Annotated in this window: 15 protein-coding genes and 1 pseudogene; 7 read left to right on the forward strand and 9 right to left on the reverse strand. The window is 69.9% G+C overall.

What is annotated here, in order from left to right; genetic code table 11:
- Window positions 1–124: 124 nt before the first annotated feature.
- A pseudogene (locus tag ACI2JZ_RS02535) lies at window positions 125–1024 on the reverse strand (glycosyltransferase); the annotation flags it as partial.
- A 35-nt stretch (window positions 1025–1059) separates the two neighbouring features.
- Window positions 1060–2034 carry a phosphodiester glycosidase family protein gene (locus tag ACI2JZ_RS02540; protein WP_404596415.1) on the reverse strand — a complete coding sequence of 325 codons (975 nt, stop codon included), beginning with the start codon at window positions 2032–2034 and terminating at the stop codon, window positions 1060–1062.
- Between the two features lie 183 nt (window positions 2035–2217).
- Between ACI2JZ_RS02540 and ACI2JZ_RS02545 the strand changes: the two genes are divergently transcribed.
- Genes ACI2JZ_RS02545 through ACI2JZ_RS02555 form a run of 3 tightly spaced genes read left to right on the forward strand, consistent with a single transcriptional unit; the run spans window position 2218 to window position 5346 of the window.
- A complete protein-coding gene (locus tag ACI2JZ_RS02545) occupies window positions 2218–2802 on the forward strand; it encodes a DUF4956 domain-containing protein (RefSeq protein WP_404596416.1) in 585 nt (194 codons plus the stop codon).
- The gene (locus ACI2JZ_RS02550; protein WP_404596417.1) at window positions 2799–3563 is read left to right on the forward strand and encodes a polyphosphate polymerase domain-containing protein; all 765 of its coding nucleotides are present in this window, start codon (window positions 2799–2801) and stop codon (window positions 3561–3563) included. Before ACI2JZ_RS02545 ends, ACI2JZ_RS02550 begins: the two co-directional genes overlap by 4 nt.
- Window positions 3564–3585: 22 nt before the next feature.
- Window positions 3586–5346 carry a carbohydrate-binding domain-containing protein gene (locus tag ACI2JZ_RS02555; protein ID WP_404596418.1) on the forward strand — a complete coding sequence of 587 codons (1761 nt, stop codon included), beginning with the start codon at window positions 3586–3588 and terminating at the stop codon, window positions 5344–5346.
- On the opposite strand, the gene ACI2JZ_RS02560 is transcribed toward ACI2JZ_RS02555, so the two are convergent.
- Both ACI2JZ_RS02560 and ACI2JZ_RS02565 read right to left on the reverse strand, forming a co-directional pair.
- Entirely contained in the window at window positions 5343–6437 is a 1095-nt protein-coding gene (locus ACI2JZ_RS02560) for a VIT1/CCC1 family protein (RefSeq protein ID WP_404596419.1), read from the reverse strand. The genes ACI2JZ_RS02555 and ACI2JZ_RS02560 overlap by 4 nt on opposite strands.
- Before the next feature lie 104 nt (window positions 6438–6541).
- Window positions 6542–8284: a DEAD/DEAH box helicase gene (locus ACI2JZ_RS02565; RefSeq protein WP_247622511.1), complete on the reverse strand. Its 1743-nt coding sequence runs from the start codon at window positions 8282–8284 to the stop codon at window positions 6542–6544.
- Window positions 8285–8409: 125 nt separating this feature from the next.
- Between ACI2JZ_RS02565 and ACI2JZ_RS02570 the strand changes: the two genes are divergently transcribed.
- Both ACI2JZ_RS02570 and ACI2JZ_RS02575 read left to right on the forward strand, forming a co-directional pair.
- Entirely contained in the window at window positions 8410–9237 is an 828-nt protein-coding gene (locus ACI2JZ_RS02570) for an SGNH/GDSL hydrolase family protein (protein ID WP_404596420.1), read from the forward strand.
- 5 nt (window positions 9238–9242) lie between these two features.
- Entirely contained in the window at window positions 9243–9809 is a 567-nt protein-coding gene (locus tag ACI2JZ_RS02575; RefSeq protein WP_404596421.1) for a hypothetical protein, read from the forward strand.
- Here the strand turns inward: ACI2JZ_RS02575 and ACI2JZ_RS02580 are convergent.
- Entirely contained in the window at window positions 9806–10615 is an 810-nt protein-coding gene (locus tag ACI2JZ_RS02580; RefSeq protein WP_404596422.1) for a TrmH family RNA methyltransferase, read from the reverse strand. The two genes, ACI2JZ_RS02575 and ACI2JZ_RS02580, sit on opposite strands and share 4 nt — an antisense overlap.
- Before the next feature lie 83 nt (window positions 10616–10698).
- On the opposite strand from ACI2JZ_RS02580, the gene ACI2JZ_RS02585 reads away from it, so the two are divergent.
- Together ACI2JZ_RS02585 and ACI2JZ_RS02590 are read left to right on the forward strand one after the other, a co-directional pair.
- Window positions 10699–11538, forward strand: coding sequence for a Sir2 family NAD-dependent protein deacetylase (locus tag ACI2JZ_RS02585; RefSeq protein ID WP_247622515.1), 840 nt, complete (start codon window positions 10699–10701; stop codon window positions 11536–11538).
- Entirely contained in the window at window positions 11535–12122 is a 588-nt protein-coding gene (locus ACI2JZ_RS02590; RefSeq protein ID WP_404596423.1) for a histidine phosphatase family protein, read from the forward strand. Before ACI2JZ_RS02585 ends, ACI2JZ_RS02590 begins: the two co-directional genes overlap by 4 nt.
- Window positions 12123–12147: 25 nt before the next feature.
- Here the strand turns inward: ACI2JZ_RS02590 and ACI2JZ_RS02595 are convergent, their stop codons facing one another.
- From ACI2JZ_RS02595 to ACI2JZ_RS02610, 4 genes are read right to left on the reverse strand one after another with little or no spacing between them, the layout of a single operon-like run.
- On the reverse strand, window positions 12148–12954 hold the full coding sequence (locus ACI2JZ_RS02595) for an HpcH/HpaI aldolase/citrate lyase family protein (RefSeq protein WP_404596424.1): 807 nt from the start codon (window positions 12952–12954) through the stop codon (window positions 12148–12150).
- Window positions 12951–13436, reverse strand: a complete 486-nt coding sequence (locus ACI2JZ_RS02600; RefSeq protein WP_404596425.1) for a MaoC family dehydratase — start codon at window positions 13434–13436, stop codon at window positions 12951–12953. The genes ACI2JZ_RS02595 and ACI2JZ_RS02600 overlap by 4 nt, the downstream gene beginning before the upstream one ends.
- A 9-nt stretch (window positions 13437–13445) precedes the next feature.
- Window positions 13446–14594 carry an acyl-CoA dehydrogenase family protein gene (locus ACI2JZ_RS02605; protein ID WP_404596426.1) on the reverse strand — a complete coding sequence of 383 codons (1149 nt, stop codon included), beginning with the start codon at window positions 14592–14594 and terminating at the stop codon, window positions 13446–13448.
- A complete protein-coding gene (locus tag ACI2JZ_RS02610; RefSeq protein ID WP_404596427.1) occupies window positions 14582–16516 on the reverse strand; it encodes an acetyl/propionyl/methylcrotonyl-CoA carboxylase subunit alpha in 1935 nt (644 codons plus the stop codon). Before ACI2JZ_RS02610 ends, ACI2JZ_RS02605 begins: the two co-directional genes overlap by 13 nt.
- Between the last annotated feature and the right edge of the window lie 3 nt (window positions 16517–16519).

The following is a 16519-nucleotide window of genomic DNA, read 5'->3' on the forward strand; positions in this document are numbered from 1 at the left end:
GGCCCCGGTGGATCCCCTGGATCCGCCGGGGCTTTTTGCTTGCCACCTCGCGCCGTCCGTGGGCGAACACGAAAGCGCGCTGCGCCGCATATCCGGCGATGTACACGACAGCGTCGACCTCGATCTTCGCCGCGATCACGGGAACTCCGGCGTTGACGAGGAGTGCGACACCGACGTACCCGACCGCGAGCAGCACCGCGGCGAGTCCCGCGTAGCGCACGAGCTGTCGTCGGAGAGACCCTCCCTCGGCCGCGCGGAACACCACGGCGCGGTTGAGTGCGAAGTTCACCGTGGCGCTCAGCACGCGTGCGCCGACCATGGACGGCAGCAACATCCCGGAGGCGGCATACAGCAGGTGCAGCGCGGCCACGTCGAGGACGAACGACCCGAACGAGACGAGGACGTATCGCAGGAGCGGACGCAGGACCGCCAGCGAATCCCGGATAGGACGGAAGTGCGATGAGGCATTGCCGTCGAGATAGACGGTCGCGATCTCGATCTCGCGGATCGGCACGCGACGCCGCGCGAAGTCGAGGAGCACGTTCATCTCCCAGGCGAACCGCTCTCCCGTCACCGCCAGTACCTCGGGGATGCGAACGGCGGGGATGCCGCGCAGACCCGTCTGCGTGTCGTGCACACCCACTCCCCCGACCGTGCGGAAGAGCGTGCGGGAGACGGCGTTGCCGAGGCGACTGCGCACGGGTACATCGCCGGTGAATCGGCGTCCACCCAGGACGAGAGCGTCCCCCTGCGCGGTCGCCGCGCCGACCGCAGCGATGTCGTCCGGGCGATGCTGCCCATCGCTGTCGGCCGTGACGACGTCCTCTCCCGGCCAGCGACGCGCGATATGCGCGAGTCCGTTCCGCAGCGCGGTCGCTTTCCCGACGTTCTCGGGCTCGTGCAGCACCTCGACCCCGCGATCCTCGACGCGACGGAACAGCTCGGCGTAGGCCTCCCCGCTGCCGTCGTCGACGACGATCATCCGATGCCCTGCGGTATGCAGTACCTCGACCAGTTCGACCATCCGCTCATCCGGCTCGTACGCCGGGATCAGGACGATCACGAGCCGCTCCCCGCGATGTAGAGGATGTCGCTCGTTCCGCGCTCGCCGCCGTTGGACGGCTGGTTGACGACCTCGCCGTCGAAGTACAGGGTGGACGACCCTCCGCCATCGAGGTTGTAAGCCGTCGTTGCGCCGAGCGACACCATGATGTCGGCGAGCTCCGTCATGGTGACCCCGCGACTGTAGCCCTCATCGCGCCCATCGACGACGACGAAGACGAGGTGGTTGTCGTCGATCACGCCGACGGCGGTGCGCGGCTGCTCGCCCTGGATCGAGTGATTGCCGAAGTTCGTGTCGACCTCGACGTCCTCGATGCCGGCGAGTACCGATCCGTCCTCGACGATCGCCGGCCCGAAGGACAGGGTGTTCCAGACGCCGTCGGCGATGAGCTCATCCGCGGTGGTCGCGGTCTCGTCGTACACCTCGACGTGCCCGTCCTGGTAGAAGGCCAGCCCGTCGCGCGCTCCGTCGTCGCGGTAGACGACCCCGTTGCGGATGACGATGCCGGTGTCGCGGAACCCGTAGTAGTCGCCGTTGATCGCGAAGATCGCGTCGTGGTCCGCTGCGATGGAGCTCGTCGTCTCGGTGATGTTCGTCCCGTACGCATCGCCGGCGAAAGCGGAGCGCAGCGCCGTCGCATCCGTCAGCGTGACATCGGCCACGTAGTACGTGACCGTGTCGGTGCCGGATCCGGTGGTGACGGTCGACAGCGTGATGTCGGCCTGATCGGAGGTGTACGAGGTGTCGGTCGTCTCACCGTTGGTCGTCGTCGTGACCGCGTCATCCGTCGTGCTCTGCGCCGCCTCGAAGGACGAGACGTCACTGATCGCGACGTGTTCGATGAGGTAGCGATCCGCGGCCCAGATTCCCCCGCCGCCGAGGGCGAGTGCGGCGACGACGGCGGAGGCGATGACCGGGCGTCGGCCTCGGCGTCGACGTGGGCGGGAAGGGGTGTCGTGTGCGGTGTCCATGCTCCAGGAGTACGGCTCGCGCCTATCGGCATCCTTTCCGGAATCTCGGCGAAGCCGGTCGTTCCGCTATGGGTCCTCGATGAGCGCGCACATTCGTCATCCGCGCATAGACGAGACATAGAGAGCACATAGACGCGAACGCCTGAATGGTCGGACACGTTCCTCACAGACTCAGGAGTCCCCATGGCCAGCATCGTCATGATCGCCGCCGACCTCGTCGCCATCGCGATCCTCGCCCTCGGCATCTACTTCACCCGACACCGTCGCCGCGACCTCCTCGTCGCGTTCGTCGGCGTCAACGTCGGTGTGCTCGCCGTCGCCGTCGTGCTCTCGGGAGCGACGGTAGCGCTGGGCCTCGGACTGGGGCTGTTCGGCGTGCTGTCGATCATCCGCCTGCGCTCCTCGGAGATCTCGCAGCGCGAGGTCGCCTACTACTTCGCCTCGCTCGCCCTCGGACTGATCGCGGGACTCTCCACGGATGTGTCCCCGACGGCCCTCGGCCTGATGACGCTCATCATCGTCGCGCTGTACATCGCCGACCACCCGCGGGCCCTCGCGCGCTCGCGGCACCTCACGATCTCCGTCGACCGCGCGTACACCGACGAGCACGCGCTCGCATCGCACCTGGAGCGCGTGCTCGACGGTCCCGTGACGCAGCTCACGGTGCTGCAGATCGATCTGGTCAACGACACGACGCTCGTCGATGTGCGCTACCGCGCATCCGCGTCCGTCGAGGTCGGCGCCGCGCTGAGCGGAGCCCGCCGATGACTCCCCCGACGCTCGCCCCCATCGGACTGGACGAACTCGTGGCCGAGGCCGCCCTCCTCACCCGTGTGGATCGCAAGTACGTGCTCTCGTCGGTGGAGGCCGAGACGGTGCTGGCCGCGCTGCCGCGCGACACCAGGGTGCTGACGATCGACGGCCGAACGGCATTCGCCTACGAGTCGCACTACTTCGACACGCCCGACCTGCTCAGCTACCGCCTGGCCGCGCTGGGTCGCCGCCGTCGCTTCAAACTGCGCACGCGCAGTTACGTCGACACCGCCGCCGCCTTCCTCGAGCTGAAGACCCGCGGGGCCCGCAGCACGACGGTCAAGGAACGCATCGAGTACGACTTCGACGCGCGCGATGCGCTCAGCCCCGACGGGCTCGAGTACGCCTCCGAGGGTCTCCGCCCTCTCGGGCTCGCCGACGCCTCCGAGCTCGAACTGCAGGCGACCCTCGCGACGCGCTATCGGCGGACGACGCTCCTGGCGCCCGACGGCGGCGGCCGCGCCACGGTCGATGCCGCACTCGCGTGGGAGCTCGCCGACGGAACCCGTATGCGCACCCCTGGCCTCGTCATCATCGAGACGAAATCCGGGCTGCGCACCGGCGATCTCGATCGGCTGCTGTGGCGCCACGGCATCCGCCCCTCGAGCATCAGCAAATACGGCACCGGCCTCGCCGCGATGCGCCCCGACCTGCCCTCGAACAAGTGGACGCGCGTACTCCGGCGCAGCGTCCTGCCCACGGCGACCGCCGCCTGACCCGCGAAAGAGAGTGACCATCATGAACACGAAGAACCGAATCCTGCTCGCCGCCGCTCCCTTCGCCCTCGCCGGCGTCGTGCTCGCAGGCTGCACCGCGACGACCGCGACCTCGGCCGAGTCGAGGACCACCGAGGCCGCGGCGACCGTTCAGGACGTGGATGCGACGCTGACCGCCGAACAGGTGCTCGCCGACGACGAGGATGCGACGACGGTCGACGCCGCAGAGGCGGAGGGATCGTCGGCGACCGTCACGCTGGACGGGGACACCGCGACGATCGACGGCGACGGCGTGACCGTCGAGGGGTCGACCGTCACGATCACCGCCGGGGGCACGTACACGCTCACCGGCTCACTCGACGGGGCGGTCGTGGTCGATGCCCCGGAGGACGCGGTCGTGGCGATCACCCTCGACGACGCGTCGATCACGAACACCGCCGGATCCGCTCTCTCGATCCTCAGCGCCGACGACGTCGCGATCGTGCTGGCGGACGGCAGCGCCAACAGCGTGTCGGACGCCTCGTCGTACGCCGACGATGCCGAGGCGAACGCCGCTCTCTACAGCGATGCCGATCTGACGATCAGCGGCGGCGGATCGCTCACGGTCCAGGGGAACGGCAACGACGGCATCACCAGCAAGGACGACCTCAAGGTACTCAGCGGCACTCTCACCGTCACCGCCGCCGACGACGGCTTGCGCGGCAAGGACTCGCTGACGATCGAGGGCGGCGACATCACCGTAACGGCCGGCGGTGACGGACTCACGAGCGATCAGACCGACGACGCGACGCGCGGCTACCTCTGGGTGTCCGGAGGCGAGATCTCGGTGACGAGCGCCGGCGACGGGCTCTCGGCGGCCACCGACCTCGTGGTCACCGGTGGAGACATCTCCGTCGCGAGCGGCGGCGGTTCCGCCGACTCCCCGAGCGAGGACGTCTCCTCGAAGGCGCTCAAGGGCGGCGTCTACGTCGTGGTCGAAGGAGGGACGGTCGACGCGGATGCCGCGGACGATGCCGTGCACTCGAACGGTGCGGAGCACATCAATGCGGGAACGCTGACTCTCGCCACGGGCGATGACGGCATCCACGCCGACACCGCTCTGTTCATCGACGGCGGCGAGACCGAGATCACCCGCTCGTACGAGGGACTGGAGAGCGCGCAGATCACGATCGACGCGGGCACCGTGTTCGTCACCGCCTCCGACGACGGGCTCAACGCCTCATCGGGGAGCGGTGAGAGCATGCAGGACAGCGGCGAGGTGATCACCATCAACGGTGGCGACGTCACGGTCGATGCCGAGGGCGACGGGTTCGACTCGAACGGCTCGGCGACCATGACCGGGGGCACTCTCACGGTGTGGGGCCCGACCGGGAACGGGAATGGAGCGATCGATGTGAACGGCACCTTCGACGTCTCCGGGGGCACGCTTCTCGCTGCCGGCAGCGCGGGCATGGCGATGGCACCGACGACCGAATCCGCTCAGGGATGGGTGTTCGCCTCGGTATCGGGTGCGGTGGGATCCACCGTGCAGATCGTTTCGGACGGCACGGTGGTCGCCGAGTACACCGCCTCGAAGGCCTTCGCCACGGTCGTGTACTCGGGTGCCGGGATCGTGAGCGGCGACGGCTACGACGTGGTCGTCGATGGATCCACGACCACCGTGACGGCCGGAGAGGGCGGCACGAGTGGGATGGGCGGCCAGCCCGGCGGCGGTCAGGGCGGCGGGATGCCCGGCGGCGACGCTCCGACCCGTGGCGCCCAGAGCGATGGCGACGCGTCCTAGACCGCGCCCACGCCGAACAGCAGACCGAGCAGATACGTGATCGCCGCGGCGCCGAACCCGATCGCCAGTTGGCGCAGGGCCCGGCGCAGCGGCGGTCCTCCCGAGAGGATGCCGACCATGGCACCCGTGCTCAGCAGCGCGACGCCCACCAGCACGAGCGCGACGATGACGGCGGCGGCACCCTGCAGACCGAAGATCCACGGGAGCACCGGAATGATCGCTCCGGAGGCGAACAGCAGGAAGCTCGAGATCGCGGCGGTCCAGTCGCTGCCGACGACCTCGTGCACGTCGCCGTGGGTGCGAATGGGCCCGGTCGCCGTGCGCCGCACCCCCGCCTGGGCCGCCGTCACGATGCGGCGCGCCTTCGCGAGGGCCTCCTCCGGGTCCGCCCCACGGGCGCGATACACCAGGGCGAGTTCGTTCTCGTCGATGTCGAGATCGTGAGCGGATGCCGCGGCATCCTCGTTCGCCTCGGTCGCCGCGAGGAGCTCGCGCTGGGACCGCACGGAGACGAACTCCCCCGCCCCCATCGACAGCGCGCCCGCGAGGAGACCGGCGATCCCGCTGAAGAGCACGAACCCGGAACCGACTCCGGTCGCCCCGATGCCCAGCACCAGCGCGAGATTGCTGACGAGCCCGTCGTTGGCGCCGAACACCGCGGCTCGGAACGACCCCGACAGACGGCGGCGACCACGGGCGGCGAGACCGCGCACCACCTCGGAGTGCACCTTCTCGTCGGCACGCATGGCCGGAGTCGCATACTGCTCGGCGTCATAGGGCGACCGCGCCTCGGCGCTCTGCGCGAGTGCGAGCACGAAGATCGAGCCGAAGCGCCCGGCCATCCATCCCAGCAGCCGCGAGCGGACTCCGGCGCGGGGCAGGCGAGCCGGTTCCCCGCCGAGGAGGTCGAGCCAGTGCTGCTCGTGGCGCCGTTCGGCATCGGCGAGGCGCAGCAGGATGTCGCGCTCCTCCCCCGTCCGGCGCGCCGCGAGACGCTGATACACCGTTCCCTCGGCGCGCTCCTCCACGAGGTAGCGCGCCCAGCGGCGACGGTCGGCGGCCGTGGGTTCGGCGGCGAGCGGAGCGGTCATGTCTGACTCCTCGGGTGCGTGGACAACCGTTCAACGCTATCCGCGGGAAGGCGTGCGAACGCAGCCGACGCCGGGATTGCCAGCATTTCGGGGATCCGAAGCACTCAGGAGCGTACGCGCTTGCGGAGGATCTCGATCCGGGACTGCAACTGGGTGACGGTGGCCTGCGCGACCGCCGGCCCCCCACAGATCCGACGCAGCTCGGCATGCACCGCGCCGTGCGGTTCGCCCTTCTGCCGCGCGTAGAGACCGACCAGGCTGTTGAGGAGCTGACGCTGCTCCTTGAGGGTGCGGTGCAGAGGCGGCGGGAGGGTCGTCGTCTCGGTCGGGCCGGCCGAGGCTTCACGAGCCTCGCGCAGCCGCGATTGCCGGGACTGCCGCTGCATGAGCAGCTCGTGCACGTGCTCGGGCTCGAGGAGGCCGGGGAACCCGATGAACTCCTCTTCTTCGGGGGTGCCGGGCTCGGCCAACTGCCCGAACTCCTGGCCTTCGAACACGACACGGTCGAAGTGCGCGACGGACGACAGCGCCTGATAGCTGAACTCCTGAGTGAGCGCGTCGGAGGTCTCCTCCTCGCGGTTGGCGCTCTCGAGCAGGGAGTCCTCGAGGCCGTCATCATCCTTCGACTGCCGGTCGAGCGCGTGGTCGCGCTGCTTGTCCATCTCGTTCGCGAGGCCCATGAGCACGGGCACCTGCGGGAGGAAGACGCTGGCCGCCTCGCCCCGACGACGCGCGCGCACGAATCGACCGATCGCCTGCGCGAAGAACAGCGGCGTCGACGACGAGGTCGCATACACGCCGACCGCGAGGCGCGGCACGTCGACGCCCTCCGACACCATCCGGACGGCCACCATCCAGCGCTGGTCGCCCGCGCTGAACTTCTCGATGCGCTCCGAGGCGGTGGCGTCGTCGGAGAGCACGATCGTCGCCTGCTGGCCGGTGATGCTGTGCAGGATCTTGGCGTAGGCACGGGCGACCGTCTGATCGGTCGCGAGCACCAGACCACCCGCATCCGGCACGTGGTGACGGATCTCGGTGAGGCGGCGATCGGCGGCGGAGAGCACCGCCGGCATCCACTCGCCCTCGGGATCGAGCGCGGTGCGCCAGGCCTGCGAGGTGACGTCCTTGGTGTTGTCCTGCCCGAGGTGCGTCTCGAGCTCGTCGCCCGACGTCGTGCGCCAGCGCATCTTGCCCGCGTACATGTGGAAGAGCACGGGACGCACGACACCGTCGGCGAGGGCGCGGCCGTAGCCGTAGTTGTAGTCGGTGCGAGAGATGCGCGCACCGGATTCGTCGGGGTGGTACTCCACGAACGGGATCGGTGCGGTGTCGCTGCGGAACGGCGTGCCGGAGAGCAGCAGCCGCCGCTTCGCGGGGCCGTAGGCGTCGCGGATCGCATCGCCCCAGCTGAGCGCGTCGCCGCCGTGGTGCACCTCATCGAGGATCACCAGCGTCTTGGCGTCTTCGGTCAGATGCCGGTGCACGGACGACTTCGCCGCGACCTGCGCGTAGGTCACGACCGCTCCGTGATAGTGCCGTGCCGGCGCCCAGTCGCTGTTGCGGAAGCGCGGATCGAGGCGGATGTGCACCCGCGCCGCGGCATCGGCCCACTGCGTCTTGAGGTGCTCGGTGGGGGCGACGACGATGATGCGATTGACCTCGCCCGTGCGCATGAGTTCGACCGCGAGGGTGAGGGCGAAGGTGGTCTTTCCGGCGCCCGGTGTCGCGGCCACGAGGAAGTCCCTCTGGTCGGCGGCGAAGTACTGTTCGAGCGCCTCCTGCTGCCAGGCGCGCAGCTTGTTCGCGGTTCCCCAGGGGGCGCGCTGTGGGAAGGACGGAGAGAGCATCGGCTCAACGATAATCGCTCCGTCGGACATCGGCGCGCGCCCCTCCCCGACGCGCCCGGCGGAGTAGGCTCGGTCACTGCGCAGCCGCGATCGTCGAGCCGCGCGCGTTCGCGAAGGAGAGCTGGATGACAGACCAGGATTCGACCCGGACCCCCTACGTCCCCAACGAGTCGGTGCACCCGTGGCGTCGTTTCGTGGCCATCGGGGATTCCTTCACCGAGGGCATCGGCGACCCCGATCCCACGAACCCCGGGGGCCATCGCGGCTGGGCCGACCGTGTCGCCGAGGTGCTCGCCGCGCAGGTCGACGACTTCGCCTACGCGAACCTCGCGGTCCGCGGCAAGCTCATCTCCCAGATCGTGCACGACCAGATCGAGCCGGCCGTCGCGCTGCACCCCGATCTGGTGTCGATCTGCGCGGGCGGCAACGACGTCATCCGCCCCGGAACCGATCCCGATGCGATCGCGGCACAGCTGGAGGATGCCGTCACCCGGCTCGCCTCCACCGGCGCGGCGGTGCTCCTCTTCACGGGCGTGGACACCGCGTTCACGCCGGTGTTCCGCGGGTTCCGAGGCAAGGTCGCGATCTACAACGAGAACGTCCGCGCGATCGCCGAGCGGCACGACTGCATCGTGGCCGATCAGTGGGCTCTGAAGGTCGTGCAGGACATGCGGTTCTTCGACGACGACCGCCTGCACTACAACTCCCTCGGTCACCACGAGGTCGCGCGCATGGTGCTGCGCGCGCTGAACGTGCCGAACGATCTCGAGTCGCTGCAGCCGGAACCGCTGCCGATCCGCACGTGGCGCGAGGCCCGGGGCGAAGACCTCGGCTGGGCGCGCGAACACCTGGTGCCCTGGGTCCTGCGCCGCCTGCGGCACCAGTCCTCGGGCGACCACATTGCTGCGAAGCGCCCGGAGCCGTCGCCGATCCTCTTCCCCGATAGCCACTGATCCCCGTGCGCATCGTCGTCTCCGGCACGCATGCGAGCGGCAAGAGCACTCTGATCGCGGACTTCCTCGGCCTCCATCCGGGCGTCGATCATCTCCCCGACCCGTTCGAGGTGCTCGGCGAGGGGCAGGACGACCCCGGGCCGGCGTCGTTCCTCGCCCAGTTGACGATCAGCGCCCGACGGCTCGTCTCGCTCGACCCGCACGAACGCGTGATCGCCGAACGCGGTCCGCTCGATTTCCTCGCCTATCTTCGGGCGTGGGAGGATCTGGGCCGAGGAAGCGTGCCGTCGGAGGCCCTCGAGCGCGCCGAGGCGATGATCTCCGACGCGATGCAGAACGTCGACCTGGTGGCACTCCTGCCGTTGAACGCGCACGACCGCATCTGGGTGCACGACGAGGAGGATCCCGCACTGCGCTCCGCGATGGATGCCGCCCTCCTCGAGATCTACGACGATCGCGACCTGCGCGGAGATCGCGCGACGGTCATCGAGCTCACCGGGGATCGGGAGGCTCGGCTCACCGCGCTCGCGGCTGCGGTGGGCGCCCTCGACAGCGCTTCGGGCCTCGGCTAACGGGTCGCGTAGAAAGCGACCGCCGATGCGGCCGCCACGTTGAGGGAATCCACGCCCCCCATCATCGGGATCGTCACCCGGCGGTCGAGGATCGCGTCGGTGGCGGGCGTGATGCCATGGCCCTCGGTGCCGAACACCAGCGCGAGCCTGTCATGATCCTCGGCGACGAGGTCGTCGAGAGTGATCGCTCCCTCGCCCAGCGTCATTCCTGCGACGACGTAGCCGGCATCCTGCAGTTCATGGATACCCGCGGGCCACTCCGGGATCCGCGTCCAGGGCACCTGGAACACGGTGCCCATCGAGACGCGCACCGCGCGGCGGTACAGCGGGTCCGAGCAGTCCGGCGAGATGAGGATCGCGTCGACGCCGAGCGCCGCGGCCGACCGGAAAAGCGCGCCGATGTTCGTGTGGTCGGCGAGCCCCTCGAGGATCGCGATTCGCGACCGAGCGCTCTTCTGCCCGCTCAAGGTCTCGGCGACCGACGGCAGGGGCGGGCGGTGCATCGACGCGATCGCCCCGCGATGGACAGCGAAGCCGGTGACCGCCTCGGCGACGTCGTCGGGCACCACGTACACGGGAACGTCGAACCCGGCGACGATGCTACGGATGCCGTCGAGCCGCCGCTCCTGCACCAGCACCGACCTCGGCGAATGCCCCGCACGGATCGCGCGCTCGATCACCTTCGACGACTCGGCGATGTACAGCCCGCCGGCCGGTTCCCGAATGCTCCGCAGGGCCGTGTCGGTGAGCGACCGGTACTCGTCGAGTCGAGGGTCCGTCGACGAGTCGATGTGCAGGATGTCCATAGACTCCCACCTTCCCATGCGCGGGCCGTGCCTCGAGGGAGCCGGGCATCGGCCGGCCCCGTAGAATCACTCGGGGAGGATCAGTGACCACGATCGCAGACGACGAGCTCCGGCTCCGCATCGAGAAGGCGGCCGACCTCCTGCGAGGTCGACGCATCGCCCTCCTCACGGGCGCGGGCGTCTCGACGGACTCGGGGATCCCGGCCTATCGCGGCGAGGGCGCCACGCCACGGAGCAACCCGATGACGATCCAGACCTACCTCGGTGACGAGGCCGCGCGGCGTCGGTACTGGGTCGGCGGTCATCTCGGGTGGCGCGCGTTCGCCCGCGCCGATCCGAACCCGGGGCACCGTGCGCTCGCGGAGATGGAGTCCGCCGGCGTCGTCAGCGGTGTGATCACGCAGAACGTCGACGGTCTGCACCTGCGAGCAGGGAGCTCGCACGTGATCGAGGTGCACGGCACGATGCGCCGCGTGCTGTGCCTGCACTGCGGACAGGTCTTCGACCGCCGCGACGTCGCCGGGCAGATCGAAGAACTCAACCCCTGGATCACGGTGCCGGAGAACGTCCCGCTCGCGCCGGACGGCGATGTTCTCCCCGAGAGCATCGAAGGTTTCGTGATCCCCCGATGCACCGTCTGCGACGGCATGCTCAAGCCGGATGTCGTGTTCTTCGGCGAGTACGTTCCGCAGGACCGCTTCCGCGCCGCGGAGTCCCTGCTGCGGTCGAGCACGGCGATGATCGTCGCCGGCTCCTCGCTCGTCGTGAACTCCGGCGTGCGGCTCGTCGAGCGCGCGCGCCGCCGCAGCATCCCCCTGATCATCGTCAACCGCGAGCCGACCCGCGCGGATGCCTGGGCCGATGTCACCATCGCCGCCGGCACCAGCGACGTGCTCCCCGCCCTGCAGGAGCTTCTTTCGTGACTCTGCTCACCCTCGTCCGCCACGGCCAGACCGACTGGAACCTGGCCCGCCGTATCCAGGGATCGACCGACATCCCGCTGAACGACACCGGCCGGGCCGATGCCCGATGGGCGGCGGAACAGCTCGCGGACGGCGTGCACCACACCATCTACGCGAGCCCACTGGTACGGGCGCGCGAGACCGCCGAGATCATCGCGGACCAGCTCGGACTGACCGCGCCCACGCTCGATTCCGATCTGCGCGAGCGCGAGTTCGGCGAGGGCGAGGGCATGCTCGTCGCCGACTACCTCGAGACCTACGGCGACTGGGACGCCGAAGTCCCCGGCGCCGAGACGCTCCAGGGCGTGGCTGATCGAGCGCTCAGGGCGCTCGATCGGATCGCCCTCGATGCGCGTCGCCGTTCGGCTCCCCTTGCGGAGTCCGTCATCGTGGTCGCGCACGGTGGCGTGATCCGCTCCCTGATCGACCACGTCTCGGGAGGCACGCTCCCCCGCGTCGGCGACATCATCCGCAACGGCTCCGCAACGCGGTTCGAGGCGTCCCCGGGTTCGCTGCGCCTGCTCGAAGAGACCGTTCTGCTCTGAGGGGCGTGGGCCGGCGCGTGCCCGCTCAGTTAGCCCGCGCGACGATCGACCGGGCGTGCCGCAGCACCGGTTCGTCGATCATCCGGCCCTCGAACCGGAAGACGCCCCGCTCCTCCTCGGCCGCCGCGAGCACTCCGCGCGCCCACTCGACGCTCGCCGGATCGGGACGGTAGGCCGCGCGGATCACCGGCACCTGCGAGGGGTGGATGCACGCCGTCGCGCGGAACCCGGAGGCGACGGCATCCGAGGCCTCCTCCTCCAGGCCGTCGACGTCGTCGATGTCGACGTGCACGGCGTCGATCGCGCCCTTGCCGTGCGCGCCGGCGGAGAGCAGGACCCGCGTACGCGCGTACCGGGCGACGTCGCGGTACGTGCCGTCCGGACGACGGCTCGACGTGCCGCCGAGCGAGGCGACCAGATCCTCCGCACCCCACATGAGGGCGACGACCCGCTCGTGCTCCGCGATGCTCTCGGCCGCCTGCACCCCTCGGGCGGTCTCGCAGAGAGCGATCACGGCGTAGTCCGTGGCGAATACGTCGAGCGCCGACGGATCCTCGGTCTTGGCGACCATGATCGTCCGGAACGGCGAGGCCGCCACGGCGGCCAGATCGGCGGCGAACTCCGCACTGCCCGGCGCGTTGACGCGCACGATGACGCGCGCCGGATCGAGGGCGGCCGTCCGCACGTTCTCGCGCGCGAACGCTTTCGCCGCCGGAAGCACGGCGTCCTCGAGGTCGAGGATGACGGCATCCGCTCGTTCCTCCGCTTTCGCGAATCTCTCCGGACGGTCCGCCGGGCAGAACAGGAGTGCCGGTCCCCGGTCGAAGGTCATGAGGTCTCCTCGGGCCGGCGGCGCACGAGCACCGAGCGGGTGGCGGTCGCGACGACCGTGCCGTCCTGGTTGCGGCCGGTGTGGGCGATCTCCACGATCCCCTGGGTCGGACGCGACGACGAGGGCCGCATGCCGGTCACGACGCTCTCGGTGTACAGGGTGTCGCCCGCGAAGAGCGGATGCGGGAAGCGGATGTCGCCGAGTCCGAGCTGTGCGACGAGCGTGCCCTGCGTCAGCTGGGCGACCGACGCGCCGACCATCGTCGAGAGCGTCCACATCGAGTTCATGAGGCGGTCGTGGAAGGGCTCCTGCGCCTCGGCGAACGCCGCATCGAGGTGCAGGGCCTGCGTGTTCATCGTGAGGGTCGTGAACAGCACGTTGTCGGCCTCGGTGGCCGTGCGACCCGGGCGGTGCAGATAGCGGGTCTCGAGTTCGAACTCCTCGAAGTACATGCCCCTCTGGACGATCTCCTGCGCGCTCATGCCCCCACGCTACCCGGCGAGTCCGAGGCCCCGCGCGATCACGAGCAGCTGCACCTCGGTGGTTCCCTCGCCGATCTCGAGGATCTTCGAGTCGCGGTAGTGGCGCGCCACGGGGAACTCGTTCATGAACCCGTTGCCGCCGAAGATCTGCGTGGCATCGCGGGCATTGTCCATCGCCGCCTCGCCCGCGACGAGCTTCGCGATCGCCGCCTGCTCCGCGAACGGGCGGCCCTCGTCGCGCAACCGTGCCGCATGGTGCCAGGCGAGACGGGCCGTGTGCACACGCGCCCGCATGCGTGCCAGCGTGAACTGGGCGTTCTGCCGGGTGCTCAGCGCGCTGCCGAAGACCGTGCGGCTCTTCGCGTAGGCGACGGCCTCCTCGAGGCAGCCCTCGGCCGCGCCGGTGGCGAGTGCAGCGATGGCGATGCGCCCCTCGTCGAGGATGCTGAGGAAATTGCGGAAGCCCTCTCCCCGCTCACCGAGCAGGTTCGCGGCGGGAACCCGCACCCCGTCGAGGGTGAGCGGATGCGTGTCGGAGGCGTTCCACCCCACCTTGTCGTACGGCGCTTCGACCGTGAAACCGGGCGTGCCGTTCGGCACGATGATCGTCGAGATCTCCTTGCGACCGTCCACACTCCCCGTCACCGCCGTGACGGTCACGAAACGCGTGATCGGAGTGCCGGAGTTCGTGATGAACTGCTTGGTGCCGTCGACGACCCAGTCCTCGCCGTCGAGTCGTGCGGTCGTGCGCGTGGCACCGGCGTCGCTCCCCGCCTCCGGTTCGGTGAGCCCGAAGCCGGCCAGGGCTCGGCCGGCGAGCAGGTCGGGGAGCAACTCGTTCTTCTGCGTCTCCGTGCCGAAGCGGAAGATCGGCATGGCGCCGAGGCTCACACCGGCCTCGAGCGTGATCGCGATCGACTGATCGACCCGGGCGAGTGCCTCGATCGCGATGCCCAGCGCGAGATAGTCACCGCCCTGTCCGCCGTACTCCTCCGGGAAGGGCAGGCCGAACAGTCCGAGATCTCCCATCTGCGCGACCACGTCCATCGGCAGGGTGTGCGTGCGGTCCGCCTCGTACGAGCGCGGAGCGACGACGGTCTCGGCGAACTCGCGAACCATGCCGGCGAGTTCACGCTCCTCGGGGCTCAGGTCGTCCATGTGTCTGTCTCCTCCGTCGTCGTATCCGTCATCACGCGCACGACGGGTTCGCCGCGCCGCACCTGATCGCCCACGGCCACGAGCACCCGCACGACGCCGTCGTGCGGAGCGAGCACCGGGTGCTCCATCTTCATCGCCTCGATCGACACGAGCGCTGCTCCCGCCCTCACATGGTCGCCATCCTGCACGTGCACCGCGACCACGCTCCCCGGCATGGGCGCACGCCCTTCCGGCTCGGTGGCGGATGCCGCGTCGGACCGGGCAGCGAGGCGACGATCGAGCGCTGCGCGACGGTCGAGCGGGCGCAGGCGCACGCCGCGCCCGTCCTCGGCGACCCAGATCGCTCCGTCCGCATCGGCTCGTGCGACCGCGTGGCGCCGCACGCCGTCGAGGGGTGACGCCTTCACGACGGCGTCGTCGTCGGTGAGGAACACTCGCGCCGCTGCGGCCGATGGAACGCCGCTGAGACGCCATCCCGAGCCGTCGTTCCACGGGAACAGCGCATCGGCGTCCGCCGGGTCGGAGAGCACGACCCGCGAAGCCGCGTCGAGCATGCCGGGTGACGGCGACTCCGGTGCGATCGGGAGCAGGGTCTCGATGAGCCCGGTGTCGAGGTCGCCGGCTCGCACGCGCTCGTCCTGGCAGAGGGTGCGCAGGAACGCGATGTTCGTCTCGACACCCAGCACGACGGTGCGCGAGAGAGCGGTGTCGAGACGCCGCAGTGCGGTCTCGCGATCGTCTGCCACGGCGATGATCTTCGCGATCATCGGGTCGTAGAACCCCGATACGTCGGATCCGGTCTCGACGGCGGAGTCGACGCGCACACCCGGCGGGGGTGTGAAGAGCAGGACGGTCCCCGTCGAGGGTACGAAGCCCCGTTCGGGCGCCTCGGCGTAGACGCGCGCCTCGACCGCATGACCGTGCACGACGGGCGCGGCATCGAGGGCGAGCCCTGCAGCAACGCGTAACTGCAGCGCCACGAGATCGAGACCCGTCACCTCCTCGGTGACCGGATGCTCGACCTGCAGGCGGGTGTTCATCTCGATGAAGAACACCTCCGTCGGGTCGTCGGCGTCGATCAGGAACTCGACCGTGCCCGCCCCGATGTACGACACGCTCTCGGCAGCGCGCACCGCCGCCCGGAAGAGATCCTCCCGGGTGGCGGCGGAGTTGCCGACCGACGGCGCCTCCTCGATGACCTTCTGGTGCCGCCGCTGGAGCGTGCATTCGCGCTCGCCGAGGGCGATGACCGTGCCGTGGACGTCACCGAACACCTGCACCTCGATGTGGCGGGGGCGACGGAGCAGGCGTTCGAGGACCAGGGAATCGTCGCCGAAGGCCGCTGCCGCGACGCGGCGTGCGGAAGCCAGCGCACCGGACAGATCGGATGCCGCCGCGACGACATCCATCCCCTTCCCGCCGCCGCCGGCACTCGGCTTCACGAGCAGCGGGTAGCCGACGGCATCCGCCTCGTGCGCGATCCGCTCGTCGTCGAGCCCCGCGGCGTCGAAGCCCGGGACCACGGGCACGCCGTGACGCACCACATGCTCGCGGGCGCGCGCCTTGTCTCCCATGATCTGCAGCGCCTCGATGCCGGGGCCGATGAAGACGATGCCGTTCGCGCGGCAGGCTTCGGCGAGGCCGACGCTTTCGGAGAGGAAACCGTAGCCGGGGTGAATGGCCTGGGCGCCCGTGTCGACGGCCGCCGCGATGATCGCGTCGATGTCGAGGTACGAAGCGCTCGCCGGGGCCGGGCCGATCCGCACCGCCTCGTCCGCCTCGCGCACGTGAGGGGCATCCGCGTCGGCGTCGCTGTAGACCGCGACGCTGCGGATGTCGAGCGCGGTGAGGGTGCGGATCACGCGCCGTGCGATCTCGCCGCGGTTCGCGACGAGGACCGTGTCGAAGAGGTGCTCGCTCATCCC

It is taken from the genome of Microbacterium sp. NPDC087868 (genome assembly GCF_044900755.1).
GTDB lineage: Bacteria > Actinomycetota > Actinomycetes > Actinomycetales > Microbacteriaceae > Microbacterium > Microbacterium galbinum.

Excerpts from the sequence above, each read along its gene's own strand:
- ACI2JZ_RS02580 (WP_404596422.1), bottom strand. The coding sequence starts at position 10,615 with ATGGACATCCTGCACATCGACTCGTCGACGGACCCTCGACTCGACGAG.
- ACI2JZ_RS02565 (WP_247622511.1), bottom strand. The coding sequence starts at position 8,284 with ATGCTCTCTCCGTCCTTCCCACAGCGCGCCCCCTGGGGAACCGCGAAC.
- ACI2JZ_RS02570 (WP_404596420.1), top strand. The coding sequence starts at position 8,410 with ATGACAGACCAGGATTCGACCCGGACCCCCTACGTCCCCAACGAGTCG.
- ACI2JZ_RS02550 (WP_404596417.1), top strand. The coding sequence starts at position 2,799 with ATGACTCCCCCGACGCTCGCCCCCATCGGACTGGACGAACTCGTGGCC.
- ACI2JZ_RS02600 (WP_404596425.1), bottom strand. The coding sequence starts at position 13,436 with ATGAGCGCGCAGGAGATCGTCCAGAGGGGCATGTACTTCGAGGAGTTC.
- ACI2JZ_RS02555 (WP_404596418.1), top strand. The coding sequence starts at position 3,586 with ATGAACACGAAGAACCGAATCCTGCTCGCCGCCGCTCCCTTCGCCCTC.
- ACI2JZ_RS02560 (WP_404596419.1), bottom strand. The coding sequence starts at position 6,437 with ATGACCGCTCCGCTCGCCGCCGAACCCACGGCCGCCGACCGTCGCCGC.
- ACI2JZ_RS02545 (WP_404596416.1), top strand. The coding sequence starts at position 2,218 with ATGGCCAGCATCGTCATGATCGCCGCCGACCTCGTCGCCATCGCGATC.
- ACI2JZ_RS02605 (WP_404596426.1), bottom strand. The coding sequence starts at position 14,594 with ATGGACGACCTGAGCCCCGAGGAGCGTGAACTCGCCGGCATGGTTCGC.
- ACI2JZ_RS02595 (WP_404596424.1), bottom strand. The coding sequence starts at position 12,954 with ATGACCTTCGACCGGGGACCGGCACTCCTGTTCTGCCCGGCGGACCGT.
- ACI2JZ_RS02540 (WP_404596415.1), bottom strand. The coding sequence starts at position 2,034 with ATGGACACCGCACACGACACCCCTTCCCGCCCACGTCGACGCCGAGGC.
- ACI2JZ_RS02610 (WP_404596427.1), bottom strand. The coding sequence starts at position 16,516 with ATGAGCGAGCACCTCTTCGACACGGTCCTCGTCGCGAACCGCGGCGAG.